Annotated in this window: 16 protein-coding genes and 1 tRNA gene; 6 read left to right on the top strand and 11 right to left on the bottom strand. The window is 62.5% G+C overall.

Annotated elements, in window-relative coordinates; translation table 11 throughout:
* The first annotated feature begins 5 nt into the window (after window positions 1–5).
* A complete protein-coding gene (soxR, locus tag ACN6KF_RS12110) occupies window positions 6–449 on the top strand; it encodes a redox-sensitive transcriptional activator SoxR (RefSeq protein ID WP_434957066.1) in 444 nt (147 codons plus the stop codon).
* 6 nt (window positions 450–455) lie between these two features.
* On the opposite strand, the gene ACN6KF_RS12105 is transcribed toward soxR, so the two are convergent.
* The gene (locus ACN6KF_RS12105; protein ID WP_434957065.1) at window positions 456–899 is read right to left on the bottom strand and encodes a VOC family protein; all 444 of its coding nucleotides are present in this window, start codon (window positions 897–899) and stop codon (window positions 456–458) included.
* 198 nt (window positions 900–1,097) lie between these two features.
* Between ACN6KF_RS12105 and ACN6KF_RS12100 the strand changes: the two genes are divergently transcribed.
* Window positions 1,098–1,565, top strand: a complete 468-nt coding sequence (locus ACN6KF_RS12100) for a GNAT family N-acetyltransferase (protein ID WP_434957064.1) — start codon at window positions 1,098–1,100, stop codon at window positions 1,563–1,565.
* 4 nt (window positions 1,566–1,569) lie between these two features.
* Here ACN6KF_RS12100 and ACN6KF_RS12095 read toward each other — a convergent pair whose 3' ends face one another.
* From ACN6KF_RS12095 to ACN6KF_RS12080, 4 genes are all read right to left on the bottom strand, one after another.
* Window positions 1,570–2,241 (bottom strand): amino acid ABC transporter permease, encoded by a 672-nt coding sequence (locus tag ACN6KF_RS12095; RefSeq protein WP_434957063.1) that lies wholly within the window; start codon window positions 2,239–2,241, stop codon window positions 1,570–1,572.
* Between the two features lie 20 nt (window positions 2,242–2,261).
* The gene (locus tag ACN6KF_RS12090; RefSeq protein WP_434957062.1) at window positions 2,262–3,071 is read right to left on the bottom strand and encodes a transporter substrate-binding domain-containing protein; all 810 of its coding nucleotides are present in this window, start codon (window positions 3,069–3,071) and stop codon (window positions 2,262–2,264) included.
* A gap of 114 nt (window positions 3,072–3,185) precedes the next feature.
* Complete coding sequence (locus ACN6KF_RS12085; protein ID WP_434957061.1) at window positions 3,186–3,521, bottom strand: GYD domain-containing protein; 336 nt, start codon at window positions 3,519–3,521, stop codon at window positions 3,186–3,188.
* Window positions 3,518–4,192 (bottom strand): cysteine hydrolase family protein, encoded by a 675-nt coding sequence (locus ACN6KF_RS12080; RefSeq protein WP_434957060.1) that lies wholly within the window; start codon window positions 4,190–4,192, stop codon window positions 3,518–3,520. Before ACN6KF_RS12080 ends, ACN6KF_RS12085 begins: the two co-directional genes overlap by 4 nt.
* A 110-nt stretch (window positions 4,193–4,302) precedes the next feature.
* On the opposite strand from ACN6KF_RS12080, the gene ACN6KF_RS12075 reads away from it, so the two are divergent.
* Window positions 4,303–5,193 carry a LysR family transcriptional regulator gene (locus ACN6KF_RS12075; protein WP_434957059.1) on the top strand — a complete coding sequence of 297 codons (891 nt, stop codon included), beginning with the start codon at window positions 4,303–4,305 and terminating at the stop codon, window positions 5,191–5,193.
* Window positions 5,194–5,206: 13 nt separating this feature from the next.
* On the opposite strand, the gene ACN6KF_RS12070 is transcribed toward ACN6KF_RS12075, so the two are convergent.
* The 4 genes from ACN6KF_RS12070 to ACN6KF_RS12055 form a co-directional block, all read right to left on the bottom strand.
* Window positions 5,207–5,965 carry a YbaY family lipoprotein gene (locus ACN6KF_RS12070; RefSeq protein ID WP_434957058.1) on the bottom strand — a complete coding sequence of 253 codons (759 nt, stop codon included), beginning with the start codon at window positions 5,963–5,965 and terminating at the stop codon, window positions 5,207–5,209.
* Window positions 5,966–6,104: 139 nt separating this feature from the next.
* Complete coding sequence (locus ACN6KF_RS12065; RefSeq protein ID WP_434957057.1) at window positions 6,105–7,727, bottom strand: ABC-F family ATP-binding cassette domain-containing protein; 1,623 nt, start codon at window positions 7,725–7,727, stop codon at window positions 6,105–6,107.
* A gap of 230 nt (window positions 7,728–7,957) precedes the next feature.
* A tRNA-Arg gene (locus ACN6KF_RS12060) sits at window positions 7,958–8,034 on the bottom strand.
* An 85-nt stretch (window positions 8,035–8,119) separates the two neighbouring features.
* Window positions 8,120–8,419 carry an HlyU family transcriptional regulator gene (locus tag ACN6KF_RS12055; protein ID WP_434957056.1) on the bottom strand — a complete coding sequence of 100 codons (300 nt, stop codon included), beginning with the start codon at window positions 8,417–8,419 and terminating at the stop codon, window positions 8,120–8,122.
* Window positions 8,420–8,615: 196 nt separating this feature from the next.
* On the opposite strand from ACN6KF_RS12055, the gene ACN6KF_RS12050 reads away from it, so the two are divergent.
* The 3 genes from ACN6KF_RS12050 (at window position 8,616) to ACN6KF_RS12040 (ending at window position 13,558) form a co-directional block, all read left to right on the top strand.
* Entirely contained in the window at window positions 8,616–8,858 is a 243-nt protein-coding gene (locus ACN6KF_RS12050; RefSeq protein WP_434957055.1) for a hypothetical protein, read from the top strand.
* A gap of 363 nt (window positions 8,859–9,221) precedes the next feature.
* A complete protein-coding gene (locus tag ACN6KF_RS12045) occupies window positions 9,222–10,373 on the top strand; it encodes an efflux RND transporter periplasmic adaptor subunit (protein ID WP_434957054.1) in 1,152 nt (383 codons plus the stop codon).
* Between the two features lie 11 nt (window positions 10,374–10,384).
* Complete coding sequence (locus tag ACN6KF_RS12040; protein WP_434957053.1) at window positions 10,385–13,558, top strand: efflux RND transporter permease subunit; 3,174 nt, start codon at window positions 10,385–10,387, stop codon at window positions 13,556–13,558.
* A 320-nt stretch (window positions 13,559–13,878) separates the two neighbouring features.
* On the opposite strand, the gene rpoD is transcribed toward ACN6KF_RS12040, so the two are convergent.
* Both rpoD and dnaG read right to left on the bottom strand, forming a co-directional pair.
* Window positions 13,879–15,882, bottom strand: a complete 2,004-nt coding sequence (rpoD, locus tag ACN6KF_RS12035; protein WP_434957052.1) for an RNA polymerase sigma factor RpoD — start codon at window positions 15,880–15,882, stop codon at window positions 13,879–13,881.
* 513 nt (window positions 15,883–16,395) lie between these two features.
* The gene (gene dnaG / locus ACN6KF_RS12030) at window positions 16,396–18,303 is read right to left on the bottom strand and encodes a DNA primase (RefSeq protein WP_434957051.1); all 1,908 of its coding nucleotides are present in this window, start codon (window positions 18,301–18,303) and stop codon (window positions 16,396–16,398) included.
* Window positions 18,304–18,547 lie beyond the last annotated feature (244 nt).

Raw genomic sequence — 18,547 nt, 5'->3', positions numbered from 1 at the left:
GAACCATGGTTGAATTGAGCGTCGGCGATCTCGCTCACCGCAGCGGCGTGTCGGTCACGGCGCTGCATTTCTACGAGCGCAAGGGGTTGATCCGCAGCCGGCGCAACCAGGGCAATCAGCGCCGCTACGACCGGGCGGTGCTGCGCCGCGTCGCCCTGATCAAGGTGGCGCAGGAACTCGGCTTCTCGCTGGCGGAGATCGCAGCTCGCCTGGCCGAGCTTCCGGACGATCGTCCGCCTTCCCGGCACGATTGGGAAATACTCGCCAGTCACTGGGCCGACGAGCTCGACCATCGCATCGCGTTGATGCAGACCCTGCGCGCCGAACTGACGGGCTGCATCGGTTGCGGCTGCCTGTCGATGGAACGCTGCACCTTGCTCAATACCGATGACCGGCTCGCGGGTGCAGGCAGTGGGCCGGTCAGGCTGATGCAGGAGGCGGAGGCGTAGCCTGTGTCAGCCCACCGGCTCGAACGGCAGATTGATCTGCCAGGAGACGCCGAAACGGTCGGCGATCCAGCCGAACCGGCGGCTGAACCCGTAATCGTCAAGGGCCATGAAGACAGTGCCGTCCTGCGAGAGGGTGGCGAAGAGACGATCCAACTCCTCATTCGTCTCGCAATCGATGAAGAACGAAAAGGATGGCGTGAAGGTGAAATTGTGCTGCACCGGGCTGTCGATGCAGACCACGCTCTGGCCGGCGATGCTGAAACGCGCCTTCTTGATCGAACCCTGCAGCCCCATTTCACCGGGGCCGTAACGCTCGACGTCGAGAATCTTGCCGTCCGGAAACAAGGAAACATAGAGGTTCATGGCGGCGTCCGCCTGCCCGTGCCCCTGGAACATCAGGAAAGGCTGGACCGTCAGTGTCATCGGCATGTCCTCCAAAAGGGCGCTCATCGTCATTCTAGCGCTTATCCGGCGTCAGTCGGTACTTCCTTCCATGGTGACATAGCGAGAATTTCCGTGGTGACATGGCGAGAATATGGGCCGGTCATCTCTCCGTGCTTCGGGCGCTTACGCCGCTGAGAATCAGGTTAAGGCAGTGTGAAGCGCAAGAGCCCGGGTCGGGCGGGCTTGCAATCGGGGTAGATGGTAATGGGTGTCGTCGTGGTCAGGCAGGGCAGCGAGGCGGACAAGCCGGCGTTGAAGGCGATCCTCCGGGATACGTTCGACAGCACCTGGCGCCCCAACATCACGCCAGCAGCTGTCGAGCGCTATCTCACCTCCGGTCTCGCCGATCGCTTCATCGACGAGCATGGGCAGGAATGCCTGGTTGCCGAACTCGACGGCGAGGTGGCAGGCTTCGTGCGCTGGGAAGGCGATTTCATCGATGCCCTGCATGTCCACTCCAGCCACGCTCGCAAGGGTATCGGACACCGGCTGATGGACGCGGCGGAGGCCGCGATCAAGGCGGCTGGCTTTGCACAGGTGCGCCTGGAAACGGACACTTTCAACCAGCCGAGCCAGGCCTTCTACCTCTGGCGGGGCTATCGCGAGGCCGGTCGCTATCCCGACGAGGAATGGCAGAGCGGGCTGACCACCATCCTCTTCGTCAAGCCGTGAGGCTTCACTGCAGGCGGCGGGCGATCAGCGACTGTGCCATCATGAAAAGCGAGACGATGACGAGATAGTAGATCAGGGCGGCGCAATACCATTCCACGAAGCGGAAGGATGCTGCGATCGCGTCATTGACCACCGCCATGATCTCGCGCAGCGAAATGACATAGGCGAGCGAGGTCACCTTCAGAAGGTTGATGAACTCGTTGACCAAAGCGGGCAGCGAGACACGCAGGGCCTGCGGCAGGATCACCAGCCTGAAGGCCTGCAGGCGCGTGAGGCCGAGCGCGGTCGCGGCTTCCCCCTGTCCGGCGCCGATCGAGCGCAGGGCTCCCTTCATGATCTCCGCCATATAGGCTGATGTGACCAAGGTGAAGGAGATTGCCGCCGCCACGAAGGGCGTGAACCAGCCTGCCTTGAGCAGAAAGGGCATCAATTGCGGCGAGCCATTCCACACCAGGAGCAGCACCAGAATGAGCGGTGCGGCGCGGAACACCCAGACATAGAGCTGCGCCGAGCCATTGCGTATCGCCTTGCGTGAATTCAGGCACACCGCCAGCGGCAGGCAGAGGAAGAACGAGACGGCGAAGACGATGACGGACAGGATGAGGGCGATGGCGGCGCCCTGCAGCATGGCCGGGTTGGTCAGTGCCGTCAGGAGGAGTGCCGGATCGAAGGACATGTCGGCGCCGCTGCTCCCGGCTACTTGTCGTAGTCGACGTCGAAGACAGCAGCGTTGAGGCCGTATTTCTGGGCGAGAGCGGCGAAGAAGCCGTCATCGCGAAGTTTCCTCAGGGAGTTGCGCACCAGCGCCTGGTCGCCGTCCTTGCGACGCATATAGATGCCGTAGGTGAAGTCGGACTGCCATGTATAGGCGATCTGTAGCGTGTCCTTGGCGTCGGCAACGCGGAAGGCACCCTCGGCCTCCTCGGTCAGCGTTGCGTCGACGCGGCCCACCATCACCTGCTGATAGGCTGCCTGCTGGGTCGGATAATTGTGGATGGCGACGGGCGGCTTGCTGGCCGCTTCCAGGGTCTTGTTCAGGGGATCCAGCCGCTCTTCCTTGTAATAGGTGCCGGCCTCCAGTGCGACGTCGCGGCCGCTGAGGTCGTCCGGCTTGCCGATCGCCGCGTTGCCGGCCTTGGTCACCAGCACGGTGGCCGATTTCATGTAGCGCACGCCGTCATAGGTCTTGCGGCGCTCGTCATTGACATAGATGCCGCTGATGATCAGGCCGCAGCGCCCCGAACCCAGCGTCGGCAGCAGGCCCGAGAAGTCGGTGACGGTATAGCTCGTGCTGGCGCCCCAGGTCTTGGCCAGCGCCTCGGCGATCTCGATGTCGATACCGACGGGCGTCAGGTCGCCCGGTGAGCGCTTGTAGCTCAGGGGTGGAAATGCCGCGGTGGTGCAGATATTGATCGATCCGTCCGAAACGAAGCTCGGCTGTTCCGCGCATGCCGCGGTGCTGGCAAGCGTCGCCAGTGCGACCATGGTCACGAATTTCGCTGTCATGACTGTCTCCCCCTTGGAGCAAACTGCGTCCATGGCAGAACGCTTGTTTGCTCTAATTCATTGTTTCGACATGTCTTTATGATTCTTGGTGATGCCGTCTCATCACAAGATGCTTCAGCTTGTCCGGATGTCCGCCGCTTGGATGCGTTCGATGATCCCGCCATAGGCTTGCGTGTCGAAGGCGGGGAGGATGAGCGGATCGACATGGCCGTCGCGGCGCGCGGTGAGCACATATTGCATCATCGCTTCGGTGCTCGGCATTTCGAAGATCTGTACGAAGTCATAAGCGCCGAGCAGGGCGTAGAAGGCGATGGAGCGCCCGCCCAACGCCGCCACACGCTCTTCGCTGATACGCCTGCGCCCGGCGCTGTCACCGAGCTCGGCCAGGCCCTTGGCGGTGAGACGCATCAGCGAGACGTAGCGCTGGGGCGCGCCGTGGTGCTGGCTCACGCGCCGGCCCTCGGCAGCTTGGCAAGGCCGGCGAGCACAGCGGCCGAATCCGTCAGGGCGCCGAAGATGCCGTTCTCCACCGTCACCATGTGTAGGGCTGCCTCATGGGCGCGCTGGTCACCGCTGGCACAGGCATCCGAGATGGTCAGGCATTGGAAGTTACGGTCGCAGGCCTCACGCAAGGTGGTATGGACGCATACATCGGTGGTGCAGCCCGAGAAAAGCAGATGGGTGATGCCCTGGGCCCGCAGCACGTGCTCGAAATCGGTGTAGGTGAAGGCGCCGTTGCAAGTCTTGTCGACGATGATGTCCTCGGAGCGCACCTCGATGTCGGAGACGATCTCGAAGCCTGGGCTTGAACGCAGCAGAACCTGCGTGCCGTCGAGGCCGGCACGCTTACGGCGCCATTTTTCGTAAGGGGTCATGTCCGCCATATCGCCGCGATAGCCCTGGCGGGTATGGATGATGCGGATGCCGGCGGCGCGGGCGGCGTCGATCAGCCGGTTGACCGTCGGCAGGATGGCCCGAAGTGGGCTGGGATCATAGCCCTGCCTGGCGAAATAGCCCGTCGGCGAGAGGAAGTCCTCTTGCAGGTCGATGACGATCAGCGCCGTGCAGCGCGCGTCGAGCCTGCCGTCATAGGGATAATCGAATGGTGTCGCCTGGATCATCGGGGTGCTTCCTTTCGCCATCCTGGATAGCACCCGAAATTGTTCTCAAAAAACGATTTGTTTTAATCAAAATTGTTCTAATAATCTCATCGATCACCGCGCGAGGCATCATGGCTCGACCCCTGGTCTATCTGCAATATCTGCCGACCTTCGAGGCGACGGCCCGGCTGGCAAGCCTTCGCCGGGCGGCGGAGGAACTCAATCTCAGTCCAAGCGCCGTCTCGCTGCAGCTTAAGAAGCTCGGAGAGGCGATCGGGATCCCCCTGTTCGAAAAGGCGGGACGCAACATCGCGCTGACGCCGGCCGGCCGCGATTTTGCCCAGGCGGTTGCCGTCAGCCTCGGCCAGCTCGATTCGGCTGCACGTGACTGCCGCAGCCGAGGCGCTGCCACCCCGCAGCAGAACCTGTCGCTATCCCTGCCGACCGCGCTCGGGGTCGCCTGGCTGAGCGCGGTGGTGGTGGAGTTCGCGGAAAGCCGTAACATCGCCAATTTGGCCATCAACGAGGCGATAACCGCCGCCGAGGTGGATTGGCAGGCCAGCGATGTCGCCATCGTCTACGACAATCCGCCTTTCCCGGGACGGTACTGGCGCCTGCTCAGCGAGGTACGCTTACGGACGGTATGCTCGCCGATCCTGTTTCCACGGCTCGACCTGCAGCATCGTGAGCGCAAACTCAATGGCATCACGCTGCTGCACGAGGACCGCGGCGAGGAATGGGCACGGTGGGCCGTGGCGGCACGGGTCAATCTGCAGGGAAGTGCCAGCGTGCGCGTGGCCTCGGTGGCACAGGCGGTTGCCTCGGCTGTGCAAGGGCAGGGGCTGGCGCTTGTCTCGGACGTGCTCACGCGCAATCTGCTGCGCGAGGGACGGCTCATTCAGCCCTTCGCCACCTCGATCAATGCGGCGGCGGCTTATTACATCCTTTGTTCGGTCGACCGGGCGGAGGAGCCGCTCCTGCAGGCGCTGATGGAGCGGCTCGTCGAACGCGTCGGGTTGTGAGTTCCCGAAATGGCTACATGCGAGCGAGGACGAGGATCGAGCGTCCCCTTGCGTCCAGGAGCAGCAGCTTGTTGCGGGCCGCATCGATGCGCCAGCTGCGCGCGGACTCCAGGGCTTTGATGAACTTGCCTTCCTGATCCATGATGGCCGGCGGGCAGGCCATCTGGGTGCTGACGATCTGTCCGATGCGAATGCGCGAGCCCCTGATGGTGGCCCTGCCGCCCATGCCGTTGCAGCCCCCGCGACCGGAGATCGCGCCATTGGCGGCGATTTCGAGCACGCTCTGCGCATTGTCGACCACACCGCGGCCATTGATGTCCTCGGCCAGCCAGCGTCCGCTCGGACCGGCCGGGCTGGCTTCAGCCTCTTGCCCCACGCGATCGACCTGGATGTCGCCATTCACGAGCTCGCCCGCGGTGACGGCGTGGTGGGTGGTGTTGAGGAACCAGAGGCGGCCATTGACGCTGATGCGTGCCTCCAGGGCATAGCGGCCGGTCGGCTTCAGGGACCTGTCATCATAGCGCAGGCGATAGGGAATGGGCACCTGCCGGCCGGACCGAACCGATGTCCGCGCCAGCGTGCGGGCCGGGGCGTCTGCCAGGGACACGTCGACGAGCTTGACCTCGATCATCGCGGAGGGAGGCAAGGCGATGCGCTCTCGATAGCTGACTGTGCCGGTCAAGATACGCTGTCTTGCGAAAGCCTCGCTCGCGGGAAGCATCAGGCCGAGCAGAGCGCAGGCTAGTACGACGGGCCACCAGCGATTGATCATCGGATCTACTCCTCAGGGCGATGGGACCGGCACGTTCCGATCCTCGGGCTTCTTCGGTCACCCTATCAGCCTGACGCTGCCTTCGCAGCCTTTGGCTGGGGCAGGCGTCAGCCGAGCCGTCCCAGAGGTGCGCCGCGCCTCAGCTGTGCAGACCGGGCGCCTCATGCCCGGTGCGGGCGACATATTCGGTGTAGCCGCCGCCATATTGGTGGACGCCGTCCGGCGTCAGCTCCAGCACACGATTGGAGAGAGAGGCGAGGAAGCGCCGGTCATGCGAAACGAACAGCATCGAGCCCTCATATTGCGACAGGGCCGCGATGAGCATCTCCTTGGTCGCCAGGTCGAGATGGTTGGTGGGCTCGTCCAGCACCAGGAAGTTCGGCGGATCGTAGAGCATCTTGGCCATCACCAGCCGGGCCTTCTCGCCGCCCGACAGGAAGCGGCATTTCTTCTCGATATCGTCGCCCGAAAAGCCGAAACAGCCAGCCAGGGTGCGTAGCGAGCCCTGGCCTGCCTGGGGAAAGGCATCCTCGAGCGTCTCGAAGATGCTGTAATCGCCGTCGAGCAGGTCCATGGCATGCTGGGCGAAATACCCCATCTTGACGCTGCCGCCCTGCACGACCGCGCCCCTGTCGGGTTCGGCGGTGCCAGCAACGAGCTTGAGCAAGGTGGATTTACCGGCGCCGTTGATGCCCATCACGCACCAGCGCTCCTTGCGCCGGACCTGGAAGGTAAGGCCTTCATAGATGATGCGATCGCCATAGGCCTTGTGCACCTCCTTCAGGCTGACGACGTCGTCGCCCGAGCGCGGTGCAGGCTGGAACTCGAAGGCAATGCTCTGGCGCCGGCGCGGCGGCTCGATCTTGTCGATCTTCTCCAGCTTCTTCACCCGGCTCTGTACCTGCGCCGCGTGGGAAGCGCGCGCCTTGAAGCGCTCGATGAACTTGATCTCCTTGGCGAGCATCGCCTGCTGGCGCTCGAACTGCGCCTGGTGCTGCTTTTCGTTCAGGGCGCGCTGCTGCTCGTAAAACTCGTAGTCGCCCGAATAGGTGGTCAGCGTGCCGCCATCGATCTCCACCACTTTGGAGACGATGCGGTTCATGAATTCGCGGTCATGCGAGGTCATCAGCAGGGCGCCCTCATAGCCCTTGAGGAACCCCTCCAGCCAGATCAGGCTCTCGATGTCGAGATGGTTGCTTGGCTCGTCCAGCAGCATGGCGTCGGGACGCATCAGCAGGATGCGGGCGAGGGCGACCCGCATTTTCCAGCCGCCGGAAAGGGCGCCGACATCGCCGTCCATCATGGTCTCGCTGAAGCTCAGTCCCGCCAAGACCTCGCGGGCGCGGCCTTCGAGCGCGTAGCCCCCGAGTTCCTCGAAGCGGCCCTGCACCTCACCATAGCGTTCTATGATGGCATCCATGTCGTCGGCCCGGTCCGGGTCGGCCATCGCGGTTTCGAGTTCCTTCAACTCGGCCGCCACCTCGCTGACGGGGCCGGCACCATTCATCACCTCGGCGACGGCGCTACGGCCGGCCATCTCGCCGACATCCTGGTTGAAATAACCGATGGTGACGCCGCGATCGACGGAGACACGGCCTTCATCGGGTTCTTCCTCGCTGGCGATCATGCGAAACAGCGTGGTCTTGCCGGCCCCGTTCGGGCCGACAAGCCCCACCTTTTCCCCCTTCTGCAGGGTGGCGGAGGCTTCGATGAACAGAATCTGGTGGCCGTTCTGCTTGGAGATATTTTCGAGGCGGATCATGGAGCGATGCGGTCAATGCGGAGGGAAGCACGCTCTTACGCGATGCCGGAAACAGGAGAAAGATCCCAGCAGGCCGGACGTGCCGTGGAAAATGACGAATCCGGATCATGGGAACGGCGGACACCTGTCATCCACACTGGACGGCAGGTTCACAATCAGTCGATCACCATGAGGCAGGATATGAAATCATGCCCACAAGCAACTGACAATGTGATGAAAAATAGAAAGAATGGCGCGCCCGAAAGGATTCGAACCTCTGACCCTCAGATTCGTAGTCTGATGCTCTATCCAGCTGAGCTACGGGCGCACTGGGAAGCGACCGGCGCTTCCATGGCCGGTCTGATAACCAAGCCTAGCGGGGTATGCAAGCCCCCTTCTCGCTTTTTTTCATATTATCGAAATAAACCCTCGCCCTGCTCGTCGATCAACTGCTTGCCTTTGGTCAGTGAAAACTGCACGGCATCGTCCAAACTGGCGAAACGATCGGCCCGAATGAACTTATGGCTCTTGAGTTCGCCGCCGATCTCTTTTTCCACAAAGCCGCAGGTCTGATACTGGCCGCCTTCCTTGTAGGGGGCAGGGCGCACGGTAAAGCCGTTATATTCCTCGCCATCACCCTTGGGGGTGGGGTCACCATCCGATTCGCGTTTGCCTCCGAACAGGGAGGAGAGGGATTTAAGGAAGGAGGCCACGGCAAAGTCCCAATATGATTGATCGAGGCCCGCACGATAGCTGCATTGACGCTTGTCGCCAATGGGCGCATGTTCCGCCCGGTTGTGGGAGGACGGGCTTTCGCGCAGAAGCTGCGGGCGATTTGCTCCTGCCTGCGCGCTCCACTAGAATTCGCCAGCCGCGACGAGATGCGGCGGCAATTCCTGGGATACAGACATGAACAAGCTCATTCTCGCCGGCATGATCGTGATGGGTGGGTTCTATGCTGGAACAGGTACGGGACAGGCAGCCTCGCGCCAACAGGGTGAGCGCTACGCCGACAATGCCAGGATCGAATGCATCCTGCCATGGTATCGCTTCTTCGGCGCCTGTGACGAGGCGATCCAGGATGCGCCCGATGGCAAGAATGGCCACGCATGGGAGTATCGCGGCCATCGGCATCGCGGCTGGCGCCGCTAGAGTATCGTGCCGAAAAGTGGATTGCGGTTTTCGGCAAGAACGATGCAACCGCAAGAATGCTCTCAATTGGTTCCGATTCCGGAACCGCGAGCGCCTCGCTAAAGCAGGCGCTCTCGTTTTTTTCCGCATCGGTCTTCAGCCGGTGGCCTTGAAATTGCCGCAGGAAGACCAAAATCAAGGGACCCCACAAGACGGCGGGAGCCGCGGGGGGATTTCATTTTCAGTTTGCCGGACAAGGGAGCCGGCATCGGAATTGCCGACGAGCCCGGCGCACGGGGGCTTCGGCATGCCTGATGCCGACTCTCGTTAAATTATTGATTTTTCACCAGGGTCCGCGAAGAGGCAGCTATGCGTGAAGGTAGAATGATACTAGAAAATTTGCGTGGCCGCGATGCCGTGATCGGCACCCTGCTGGCTTTGGGGTTCTCCACCGCGGTGCTCGCCCAGAACGCGCCGCCGCCGCCCGTCGCGGTGGCCAAGCCCATCGTGAAGGACGTCGTCGAATATGACGATTTCATCGGCCGCTTCGAGGCGGTCGACAGGGTGGACATCCGCGCCCGTGTCTCGGGTTACGTCGACAAGATCCATTTCATCGACGGTGCCATCGTCAAGGCGGGGGATCTGCTCTTCACCATCGACCAGCGTCCTTATCAGGCCGCGCTCGAAGAGGCACAGGCCGGTGTCGAGGCAGCCAAGGCGCGGGTGGATTTCGCCGCCGGTGACGTCGGCCGCGCCGAGAACCTGCGCAAGTCGGGCAACATCACCGGCCAGATCTATGACGAACGCACGCAGACCCTCGCCACCGCAAAGGCTGATCTCAACCGGACCCAGGCGACCTTGAACCGCGCCAAGCTCGACCTGCAGTTCACCGAGATCAGGGCTCCGATCCCCGGCCGGATGTCTCGGCGCCTGGTCTCGCTCGGCAACCTCGTCAATGCCAATGAGACGGTCCTCACCAATGTGGTGTCGATGGACCCGATCAACTTCTATTTCGACGTCGATGAGCGCTCCTATCTTGCCTATCAGAAGCTCTCGACCGGGTCGCTGCGCATTTCGAGCGATGGCAATCTCAACGAGGTCCTAGTCGCCACTTCCAATGAGCGCGAGCCCATCCACAAGGGCCATATGGACTTCACCGACAACCGTCTGGATGCCGCCAGCGGCACCATGCGGGCCCGCGCTGTGTTCGAGAACAAGGATCTGGCCCTGGTGCCCGGCCTGTTCGGCCGCATCCGCATCCTCGGTTCCGACAAATACAAGGGCGTACTGGTGCCGGAGGACGCACTCGGGTCCGACCAGGATCGGCGCGTCGTCTATGTCGTCGGCGCCGACAACGCCATTTCGCTGAAGCCGGTCCGTGTCGGCTCGCGCGTGGACGGCTATCGCGTCATCCGCGAGGGGCTCAAGGGTGACGAGACCATCGTCGTCAACGGACTGATGCGGGTGCGGCCCGGCATCAAGGTCGATCCCAAGCTGACGACCTTGCCGGCCACCGCTGTCGCGGCCGCGAACTGAGAGAGCGGTCCATGCGATTTTCCCATTTCTTCGTCGACCGGCCGATCTTTGCATCGGTCTTGGCGGTCGTGATCACGCTCGTCGGCACCATCGCCTTTCTGGGCCTGCCGGTGGCGCAATATCCCGAGATCGCGCCGCCCACCATCGTGGTGCGCGCCAGTTATCCGGGCGCCAATGCCCAGACCGTCGCCGCTACGGTGGCCACGCCTTTGGAGCAGCAGATCAACGGCGTCGAGAACATGCTCTACATGTCCTCCTACGCCTCCAATGACGGCTCGATGTCGCTAACCATCACCTTCAAGCTCGGTACCGACCTCGATACTGCGCAGGTGCTGGTGCAGAATCGCGTCGCGATCGCCACGCCGCGCCTGCCGGATGATGTCAGGCGCCTCGGTGTCACCACGCTGAAATCCTCGCCCGATCTGATGATGGTCATCCATATGTTTTCGCCGGATGACCGCTACGATCAGCTCTATGTCTCCAACTACGCCCGCAACAACGTGCGTGACGACCTGCTTCGTCTCGACGGCGTCGGCGACCTCACCATCTTCGGCGAGCGCCAATACAGCCTGCGCGTCTGGCTCGATCCCGACAAACTCGCCAGCTACGGCCTGACCTCGTCCGATGTGGTGACCGCGATCCAGGCCCAGAACGTCCAGGTTTCCAGCGGCGCCATCGGCCAGGAACCGACAAGTTCGGGCGGCGCCTTCCAGGTCACCATCAACACCCAGGGGCGCTTCCAGGATGTCGCCCAGTTCCGGCGCGTGATCGTGCGCTCGACCCCGGACGGGCAACTCATCCGGGTCCAGGACGTGGCGCGCGTGGAACTCGGCGCCCAGGATTACGTCACCAATTCCTACCTCAATGGCAAGCCGGCGGTGGCGCTGGCGATCTTCCAACGCCCGAATACCAACGCGCTGGAGGCCGCCGACGAGATCATCAAGAAGATGGAGGAGCTCAAGCAGTCCTTCCCGCCGGGCGTCGCCTATTCCATCGTCTACAATCCCACCCAGTTCATCGCGGAGTCGGTCAACGCCGTCTATCACACCCTCGGCGAGGCCGTGGTGCTGGTGGTGGTGGTGATCATCATCTTCCTGCAAAGCTGGCGCACGGCGCTCATCCCGGTGATCGCCATCCCGATCTCGCTGATCGGCACCTGCGCGATCATGGCCATCTTCGGCTTCTCACTCAACACGCTGACCTTGTTCGGCATGGTGCTGGCGATCGGTATCGTGGTCGATGACGCCATCGTCGTGGTGGAGAATGTCGAGCGCAATATCAGTCTGGGCATGTCCCCACGCGATGCGGCGCATGAGACCATGGACGAGGTCGGCACGGCGGTGATCGCCATCGCCCTGGTGCTCGGCGCGGTGTTCATTCCCACCGCCTTCATTCCCGGCATATCAGGCCAGTTCTACCGGCAGTTCGCGCTGACGATCGCGGTCTCGACCTTCATTTCCGCCTTTGTCTCGCTCACATTGTCGCCGGCGCTTGCGGCCATCCTGCTCAAGCCGCACAGCCACGAACCGCCGCGCAATCCGCTGACGCGGCTCGGCAAGAGCCTGGCCGGCGGTTTCAACCGGAGCTTCGATGGTCTGTCCAACGGTTACGCCTCCAGCGTCAATCGCGTGGTCCGGCGCAAGATCATCATGCTGCCGCTCTATGCAGGATTGCTGGCCGGTACGGTCTGGGCAGTGCAGAAGGTGCCGCAGGGCTTCATTCCGACGCTCGACCAGGGCTATGCCATCGTGGTGGTGCAGCTACCGGACGGTGCCGCGCTTTCGCGCACCGACGCCGTCACCCGGCGGGTCTCCGAAATTGCGCGGGCAACGCCCGGTGCGCAGGATGCCGTGGCCTTTGCCGGCTTTTCCGGTGCGACCTTCACCAACGCCACCAATTCGGCCGCGATCTTCGTGCCGTTCAAGCCTTTCGAGGAGCGCCTGAAGGAAGGATTGACCGCGGACAAGATCATCAAGGATCTGTTCGGCCGCATGCAGGTGATCGAGGAAGCCTTCATCATCGCCATCCCGCCGCCCCCGGTGCGCGGCATCGGCAATGCCGGTGGTTTCAAGCTGCAGGTGCAGGAGAGGCTCGGCTCGGATATCCAGCGTATCCTCGCTTCGACCTACGAGATGATGGGCAAGGCACGCCAGAACCCGAAGCTTTCCGGCGTGTTCACCACTTTCTCGGCCAACTCGCCGCAACTCTTCCTCAACATCGACAGGCAGAAGGCCGAGATCCTGAACGTCCCGATTACCAACATCTTCGACACGCTGCAGCAGAATCTCGGCACAGCTTATGTCAATGATTTCAATGCGTTCGGGCGCGTCTACCAGGTGCAGGCCCAGGCCGATCAGCGCTTCCGCAACGATCCTGAACAGATCGGCGGCCTGCGCGTACGCTCGGCCTCCGGAGCCCTGGTACCGCTCGGTACGCTGGTGGAAGTGAAGGAGGTCTCAGGCCCACAGCTGATCCAGCGCTACAACATGTATCCGTCCGTGCCGCTGCAGGGCAATGCCGGCCCAGGCGTCTCCACCGCCCAGGCCCTGGACGAGATGGAGGCTCTGGCAAAGGCGACCTTGCCGCAGGGAACCAGTTTCCAGTGGACGGAACTGGCCTTCCAGGAACGTGCGACGGGCAACACCGCGATCTTCATCTTCGCCCTGTCGGTGCTCTTCGTCTTCCTGGTGCTGGCCGCCCAGTATGAGAGCTGGTCGCTGCCGCTCGCCATCATCCTGATCGTGCCGATGGCGGTGCTCTCCGCCCTGCTCGGGGTGATGGCGCGTGGCATGGACAACAACATCCTCACCCAGATCGGCCTGATCGTGCTGGTCGGTCTTGCGGCCAAGAACGCCATCCTGATCGTGGAGTTCGCACGGGAGGCCGAGGCACGGGAAGGCAAGACGCCGATCGAAGCGGTGGTGGAGGCTTGCCGCCTGCGCCTGCGCCCGATCCTGATGACGGCCTTCGCCTTCATCCTGGGTGTGGTACCGCTCCTGATCGCCACCGGTCCCGGCGCCGAAATGCGCCAGGCGCTGGGCACCGCCGTGTTCTTCGGCATGCTGGGGGTGACCTTCTTCGGCCTGTTCCTGACGCCGGTGTTCTATGTCGCACTGCGCATGCTTGCCCCGGGCAAGAAGCGCAAGGAAGTCAAGCCGGCAGAGGCGGCGCCAGCAGCCGAGTAGGAGCGAACGGTCGCTTCACCCAACTACAAAGGGCTTCTCCATCGTGTTGGAGAAGCCCTTTTCATTGGTCCCCACATCCTTGCAGGAAACGCAGGGGCTGGGACCGCCGACGTCCCGTCCGCTCTTGGAAACGCCATGCTGGAGGATGGGAAGAAGCGGACGAGACGTCCGCGGTCCCAGCCGGGTGCCACGCAGATTGTTCTGCGCAACAAAAAGGGCTTCTCCGATGCCGGAGAAGCCCTTTTTTCGTCTGAGGAACCAGCAATGGTGACAATCTTCACCGAAGATTGTCGCTGAGATGCCGGTGATCCCGGGAGGGATCAGTTGTCGAGGAAGCTCCTGAGCTTGCGCGAGCGGCTCGGATGCTTGAGCTTGCGCAGAGCCTTGGCTTCGATCTGGCGGATACGTTCGCGCGTCACCGAGAACTGCTGGCCGACTTCTTCCAGCGTGTGGTCGGTGTTCATGCCGATGCCGAAGCGCATGCGCAGCACGCGTTCCTCACGGGCGGTCAGCGAAGCCAGCACGCGCGTGGTCGTTTCGCGCAGGTTGGACTGGATGGCCGCGTCGATCGGCAGGATGGCGTTCTTGTCCTCGATGAAATCGCCGAGATGTGAATCCTCCTCGTCGCCGATCGGAGTTTCCAGCGAGATCGGCTCCTTGGCGATCTTGAGCACCTTGCGCACCTTTTCGAGCGGCATGGCGAGCTTCTCAGCCAGTTCCTCCGGCGTCGGTTCGCGTCCGATCTCGTGCAGCATCTGCCGGCTCGTCCGTACGATCTTGTTGATCGTCTCGATCATGTGCACGGGGATGCGGATGGTGCGGGCCTGGTCGGCGATCGAGCGGGTGATCGCCTGCCGGATCCACCAGGTGGCATAGGTCGAGAACTTGTAACCGCGACGGTACTCGAACTTGTCGACCGCCTTCATCAAGCCGATATTGCCTTCCTGGATCAGATCGAGGAACTGCAGGCCGCGATTGGTGTATTTCTTGGCGATGGAGATGACGAGGCGCAGATTGGCCTCCACCATTTCCTTTTTCGCCTGGCGGGCTTCGCGCTCGCCCTTCTGCACCATATGCACGATCTTGCGGAACTCGGTGATCTCGAGGCCGGTCTCGGTGGCGAGGTTATGGATATCCTCGCGCATCGTCTTGATGGTCTCGAGCTCGTGGGCCACGAACTCTCGCCAGCCCTTCGAACCGAGCTTGGAGACGCGCAGGATCCACTTGGGATCAAGCTCCGAGCCCTGATAGGTCTTGAGGAAGTCCGTCCGATCGACGCGATAGCTCTCGGCCAGGCGCATCAGGCGGCCTTCATAGCTGATCAGGCGCTTGTTGATGTCGTAGAGCTGCTCGACCAGGGCATCGATACGCGCCTGGTTGAGCGAGAGGCTCTTTACGTTGACGACGATCTCTTCCTTCAGCTTCTTGTACTTGCGGTCCTGCGACGGCGAGAGCGAGCGGTTCTGCAACCGGCTCTCAACATTCACGTCCTGCAGGCGACGCAGCTTCTTGTAGTCGTCGGCGATGCGATCGAAGGTCTCGAGCACCTTGGGCTTGAGCTCGGCTTCCATGGCCGAGAGCGACACGTTGTTCTCCATGTCGTCTTCGTCCATGTCGCTGTCCATCGGCGGCAAGGCGTCGTCGTCCATCTGCTGCTGCTCGGCCTCGCCGGCCTCAGCCTCGCCTTCGCCCGCCACTGCCGGCGGATTCTTGCCGTCGGGGCCGGCATAGGTCGCTTCGAGGTCGATGATGTCGCGCAAGAGAATCTTGCCGTCATTGAGCTCGTCGCGCCAGATGATGATGGCCTGGAAGGTGAGGGGGCTTTCGCAAAGCCCCGCGATCATCGCCTCGCGGCCGGCCTCGATGCGCTTGGCGATGGCGATTTCGCCCTCGCGCGACAGCAGCTCCACCGTTCCCATCTCGCGCAGATACATGCGCACGGGATCGTCGGTGCGATCCGTCGGCTCCTTGGCCGTGGTGGTGGAAGCGATCGCGCGCGAAGAGGTGGTGGCTTCGACGAGGTCGCCACCTTCGGCTTCCTCCTCCTCGCCCTGAGCAGCCTCCTCGGGCTCCTCGTTCTCTTCGTTCTCGACGACATTGATCCCCATCTCGGAGAACATGGCGAGCACGTCCTCGATCTGGTCGCCGTCGACCTGATCGGAAGGCAGGACGTTGTTGATCTCTTCATGCGTGACGTAGCCACGCTTCTTGGCGCGCTTGATCAAGGCGCGAACCGCGGCATCCGAGAGGTCGAGCAAGGGGCTGTCCTGGCTCGGCGCTTCGGTGTCCGGCGTTTCTTCCTTGTCAGCTTCCTTTTTCGCCATCGTTGCTTTCCCTCACTCGCTCAAGCAGGATTTCGCAGCTCGCCCCGCCGGGTAGAGCTCGGAAATCCCGCACAACGTTCCACCAGGACCAGCCTGGCCACTACCAATTCCCCCGGGCCACAGATTTCGGCCCGTAAGCACTGGCGCATCCGCACACCCTGTGCGACACCCGATATGGAAATCTTCAGATTCGCCGGAAGGCGCCTCCGAATAATTCCAAACAACTTCAAGGCCTTGGCGCAGGATCCTGGTCTCGAGCCTAAACTCCAGTCCCAAACCCTGACCTGGCGAGGGGTTCCCGCCACAGGCACCCCGTTTGCCAACACCAAAAAGGGCAGCATCCGGTATCCGGAGCCACCCGACTTGTCACAGCCTTGCTCCAGAGCCCTGGGAAGACCTTCCGTTCAACCTCGCAACGCCTTGCGGCGACTGGTAGAATCGAAATTCCAGTTCCAGGAACTGGTGCTATCACTACCCGGGTAAAGGCTAATCCGCCGTTAACCCTGATGGTTCCTACACAGCCCGCGAAGTCCGCCCGGAGGAAGCTCCAAACCCTTCGATCACTGCCTCGGTTCCTTCCATCGCGGCGATTTGTGCCTTGATATCAGTGAGCCGAGCCCAATTCTCTTCAGTGAAGTCCCGATCCAAAGCCGCCTCAGCGTGCTTGAGCTCCTTATGTAGCGCGCGATTCTTATGATGCAAGGCCACTGTATGCAGGAAACCGTCCCGAACGTCAGGAAATGCGGCGTCCCGTCGCACCCAAAAATGCCCCGGAACGGTCAGAGCGGCGGTATGCACCAGCAAACGCTCGAATCCAAGTGTCTTGAGTTCGGCTTCGATCTCAACTGATTCGCGCAAGCCGTGCGCCACGCAGTCAATCAACGCCTTGCGCAACCGGCCAGCTTCGACATTGTCGAATTCGAGCCCGGCCAGCAACTCGCAATGGGCGTCGAGCAAATGCGGATGTGCCACCAGAGCCGCCAATATCAAGGCCTCACGGGTTGGTATGGTGCCATGACCGCCGCGCATATGCGCGCTTTCCCGTACGGCGGGTGTCACCACATGGGCAGTCTGGGCCGTTTCGCGCCGGCCGCCGCCCTGGCGCCAGGCCCGTTGCTGGCCACCGCCGAAGCCGGACTGGGTGGCCCGGGCGGGGGCAAAGAAACTGCGCAGGCGGTTGTCCATTTCCGCGCGATAGTGCTTGCGTACCGTCTCGTCGCGGATCGGCGCCAGCGTATCCATCAGCTTGCGTTCGAGCGCGGCCCGCCGCTCCGGCGTGGAAAAGTCACCGCTTTGCGTTTCCCGCTCCCAGAGGATGTCGGACAGCGGCAGGGCGCCTTGCAGGACTTCCGAAACGGCGGTCGCACCGGAACTGCGCACCAGTTCGTCCGGATCCTGGCCGCTTGGCAGAAGCGCGAATTTCAGGGTCTTGCCGGGCGCGATCTGCGGTAGGGCGACGTCGACGGCGCGATAGGCGGCGCGTCGCCCGGCCTTGTCACCGTCGAAGCACAGCACCGGTTCCTCGCTCATGCGCCAGAGCAGGTTGAGCTGATCCTCAGTCAAGGCCGTGCCGAGCGGCGCGACCGTGTGACCGAACCCCGCCACGCTCATCATGATGACGTCGACATAGCCCTCCACCGCGATGACGCCACCCTTCTCATGGGCAGCCTTGCGGGCGCGGTGATGGTTGTAGAGGCAGGCGCCCTTGTGGAAGAGCGAAGTTTCGGGCGAGTTGAGATATTTGGCGGACGCTTCCTTGTCCATGGCGCGGCCGCCGAAAGCGATCACCTTGCCGCGCGCATCGTGGATGGGGAACATGATGCGGTCGCGGAAGCGATCATAGGGGACCTGGATATCCTCGCCATGGATGAGCAGGCCCGCTTCGATCATGGCGTCGCGGTCGACACCCTTGCCGGCGAGATGGTCGCGCAGGGCGAATTTCTCATTCGCCGAATAGCCGATACCGAACTCGGCCTGGATCGCCGGCGTCAGGCCGCGATCGGCGAGATAGCCGCGTGCCGCCGCACCTTCGCGCGCCTGCAGGCGCGACTGGAAGAAGGCGGCGGCGAGTTCCATCACCTCGTGCAGCGAGGCACGCTGCTCCTCGCGCCGGACATCCTCCACCGTCATCTTGGGCAGGGCGACGCCCGCATCGTTGGCGCAACGCTCCACGGCTTCGGGGAAGGAGATCCCCTCGACCTCGCTCAGGAAGCGGAAGATGTCGCCATGCTTGCCCGAAGAGAAGCAGTGATAGAAGCCCTTCTGGTCATTGACATAGAAGGAGGGCGTCTTCTCGGCATTGAAAGGGGAAAGACCGCGCCATTCCCGGCCCTGTTTCTTGAGCTTGACGCGCCTGCCCACCACCTCTGACACAGGTAGCCGGGCGCGGATTTCGTCGAGCAGGGAAGGCGGATATTTCATGGGCTCTTATGTGAGGACGCAGGCCGCAGGCGCAAGAGTGTCACTCTAGCACGGAAGGGATGAGTTGAATCTTTCCCCGCTGTCCTCAGGGCGCACCTTCCGTTCACGCCTGAGGTAGCAGAATGGCGGCTTGCGGACATGAAAACGCCGCTCTCGATGATTGCGTGTGATCGTCACGCGCAGGGAGGAACCGTTGGCCGAGATCTTGCGGATTTCTTTTGATCCTGATCCCGGCATGGCGCGG

This window comes from Labrys methylaminiphilus subsp. lupini, from assembly GCF_051161885.1.
In the GTDB taxonomy this organism is placed as follows: Bacteria; Pseudomonadota; Alphaproteobacteria; order Rhizobiales; family Labraceae; genus Labrys.
Note: the sequence above shows the minus strand (reverse complement) of the source record. Positions and strands in the feature narration are given on the sequence as shown.

Excerpts from the sequence above, each read along its gene's own strand:
- ACN6KF_RS12095 (WP_434957063.1), bottom strand. The coding sequence starts at position 2,241 with ATGTCCTTCGATCCGGCACTCCTCCTGACGGCACTGACCAACCCGGCC.
- ACN6KF_RS12090 (WP_434957062.1), bottom strand. The coding sequence starts at position 3,071 with ATGACAGCGAAATTCGTGACCATGGTCGCACTGGCGACGCTTGCCAGC.
- ACN6KF_RS12105 (WP_434957065.1), bottom strand. The coding sequence starts at position 899 with ATGAGCGCCCTTTTGGAGGACATGCCGATGACACTGACGGTCCAGCCT.
- rpoD (WP_434957052.1), bottom strand. The coding sequence starts at position 15,882 with ATGGCGAAAAAGGAAGCTGACAAGGAAGAAACGCCGGACACCGAAGCG.
- soxR (WP_434957066.1), top strand. The coding sequence starts at position 6 with ATGGTTGAATTGAGCGTCGGCGATCTCGCTCACCGCAGCGGCGTGTCG.
- dnaG (WP_434957051.1), bottom strand. The coding sequence starts at position 18,303 with ATGAAATATCCGCCTTCCCTGCTCGACGAAATCCGCGCCCGGCTACCT.
- ACN6KF_RS12045 (WP_434957054.1), top strand. The coding sequence starts at position 9,222 with ATGATACTAGAAAATTTGCGTGGCCGCGATGCCGTGATCGGCACCCTG.
- ACN6KF_RS12080 (WP_434957060.1), bottom strand. The coding sequence starts at position 4,192 with ATGATCCAGGCGACACCATTCGATTATCCCTATGACGGCAGGCTCGAC.
- ACN6KF_RS12075 (WP_434957059.1), top strand. The coding sequence starts at position 4,303 with ATGGCTCGACCCCTGGTCTATCTGCAATATCTGCCGACCTTCGAGGCG.
- ACN6KF_RS12070 (WP_434957058.1), bottom strand. The coding sequence starts at position 5,965 with ATGATCAATCGCTGGTGGCCCGTCGTACTAGCCTGCGCTCTGCTCGGC.
- ACN6KF_RS12040 (WP_434957053.1), top strand. The coding sequence starts at position 10,385 with ATGCGATTTTCCCATTTCTTCGTCGACCGGCCGATCTTTGCATCGGTC.
- ACN6KF_RS12100 (WP_434957064.1), top strand. The coding sequence starts at position 1,098 with ATGGGTGTCGTCGTGGTCAGGCAGGGCAGCGAGGCGGACAAGCCGGCG.
- ACN6KF_RS12050 (WP_434957055.1), top strand. The coding sequence starts at position 8,616 with ATGAACAAGCTCATTCTCGCCGGCATGATCGTGATGGGTGGGTTCTAT.
- ACN6KF_RS12065 (WP_434957057.1), bottom strand. The coding sequence starts at position 7,727 with ATGATCCGCCTCGAAAATATCTCCAAGCAGAACGGCCACCAGATTCTG.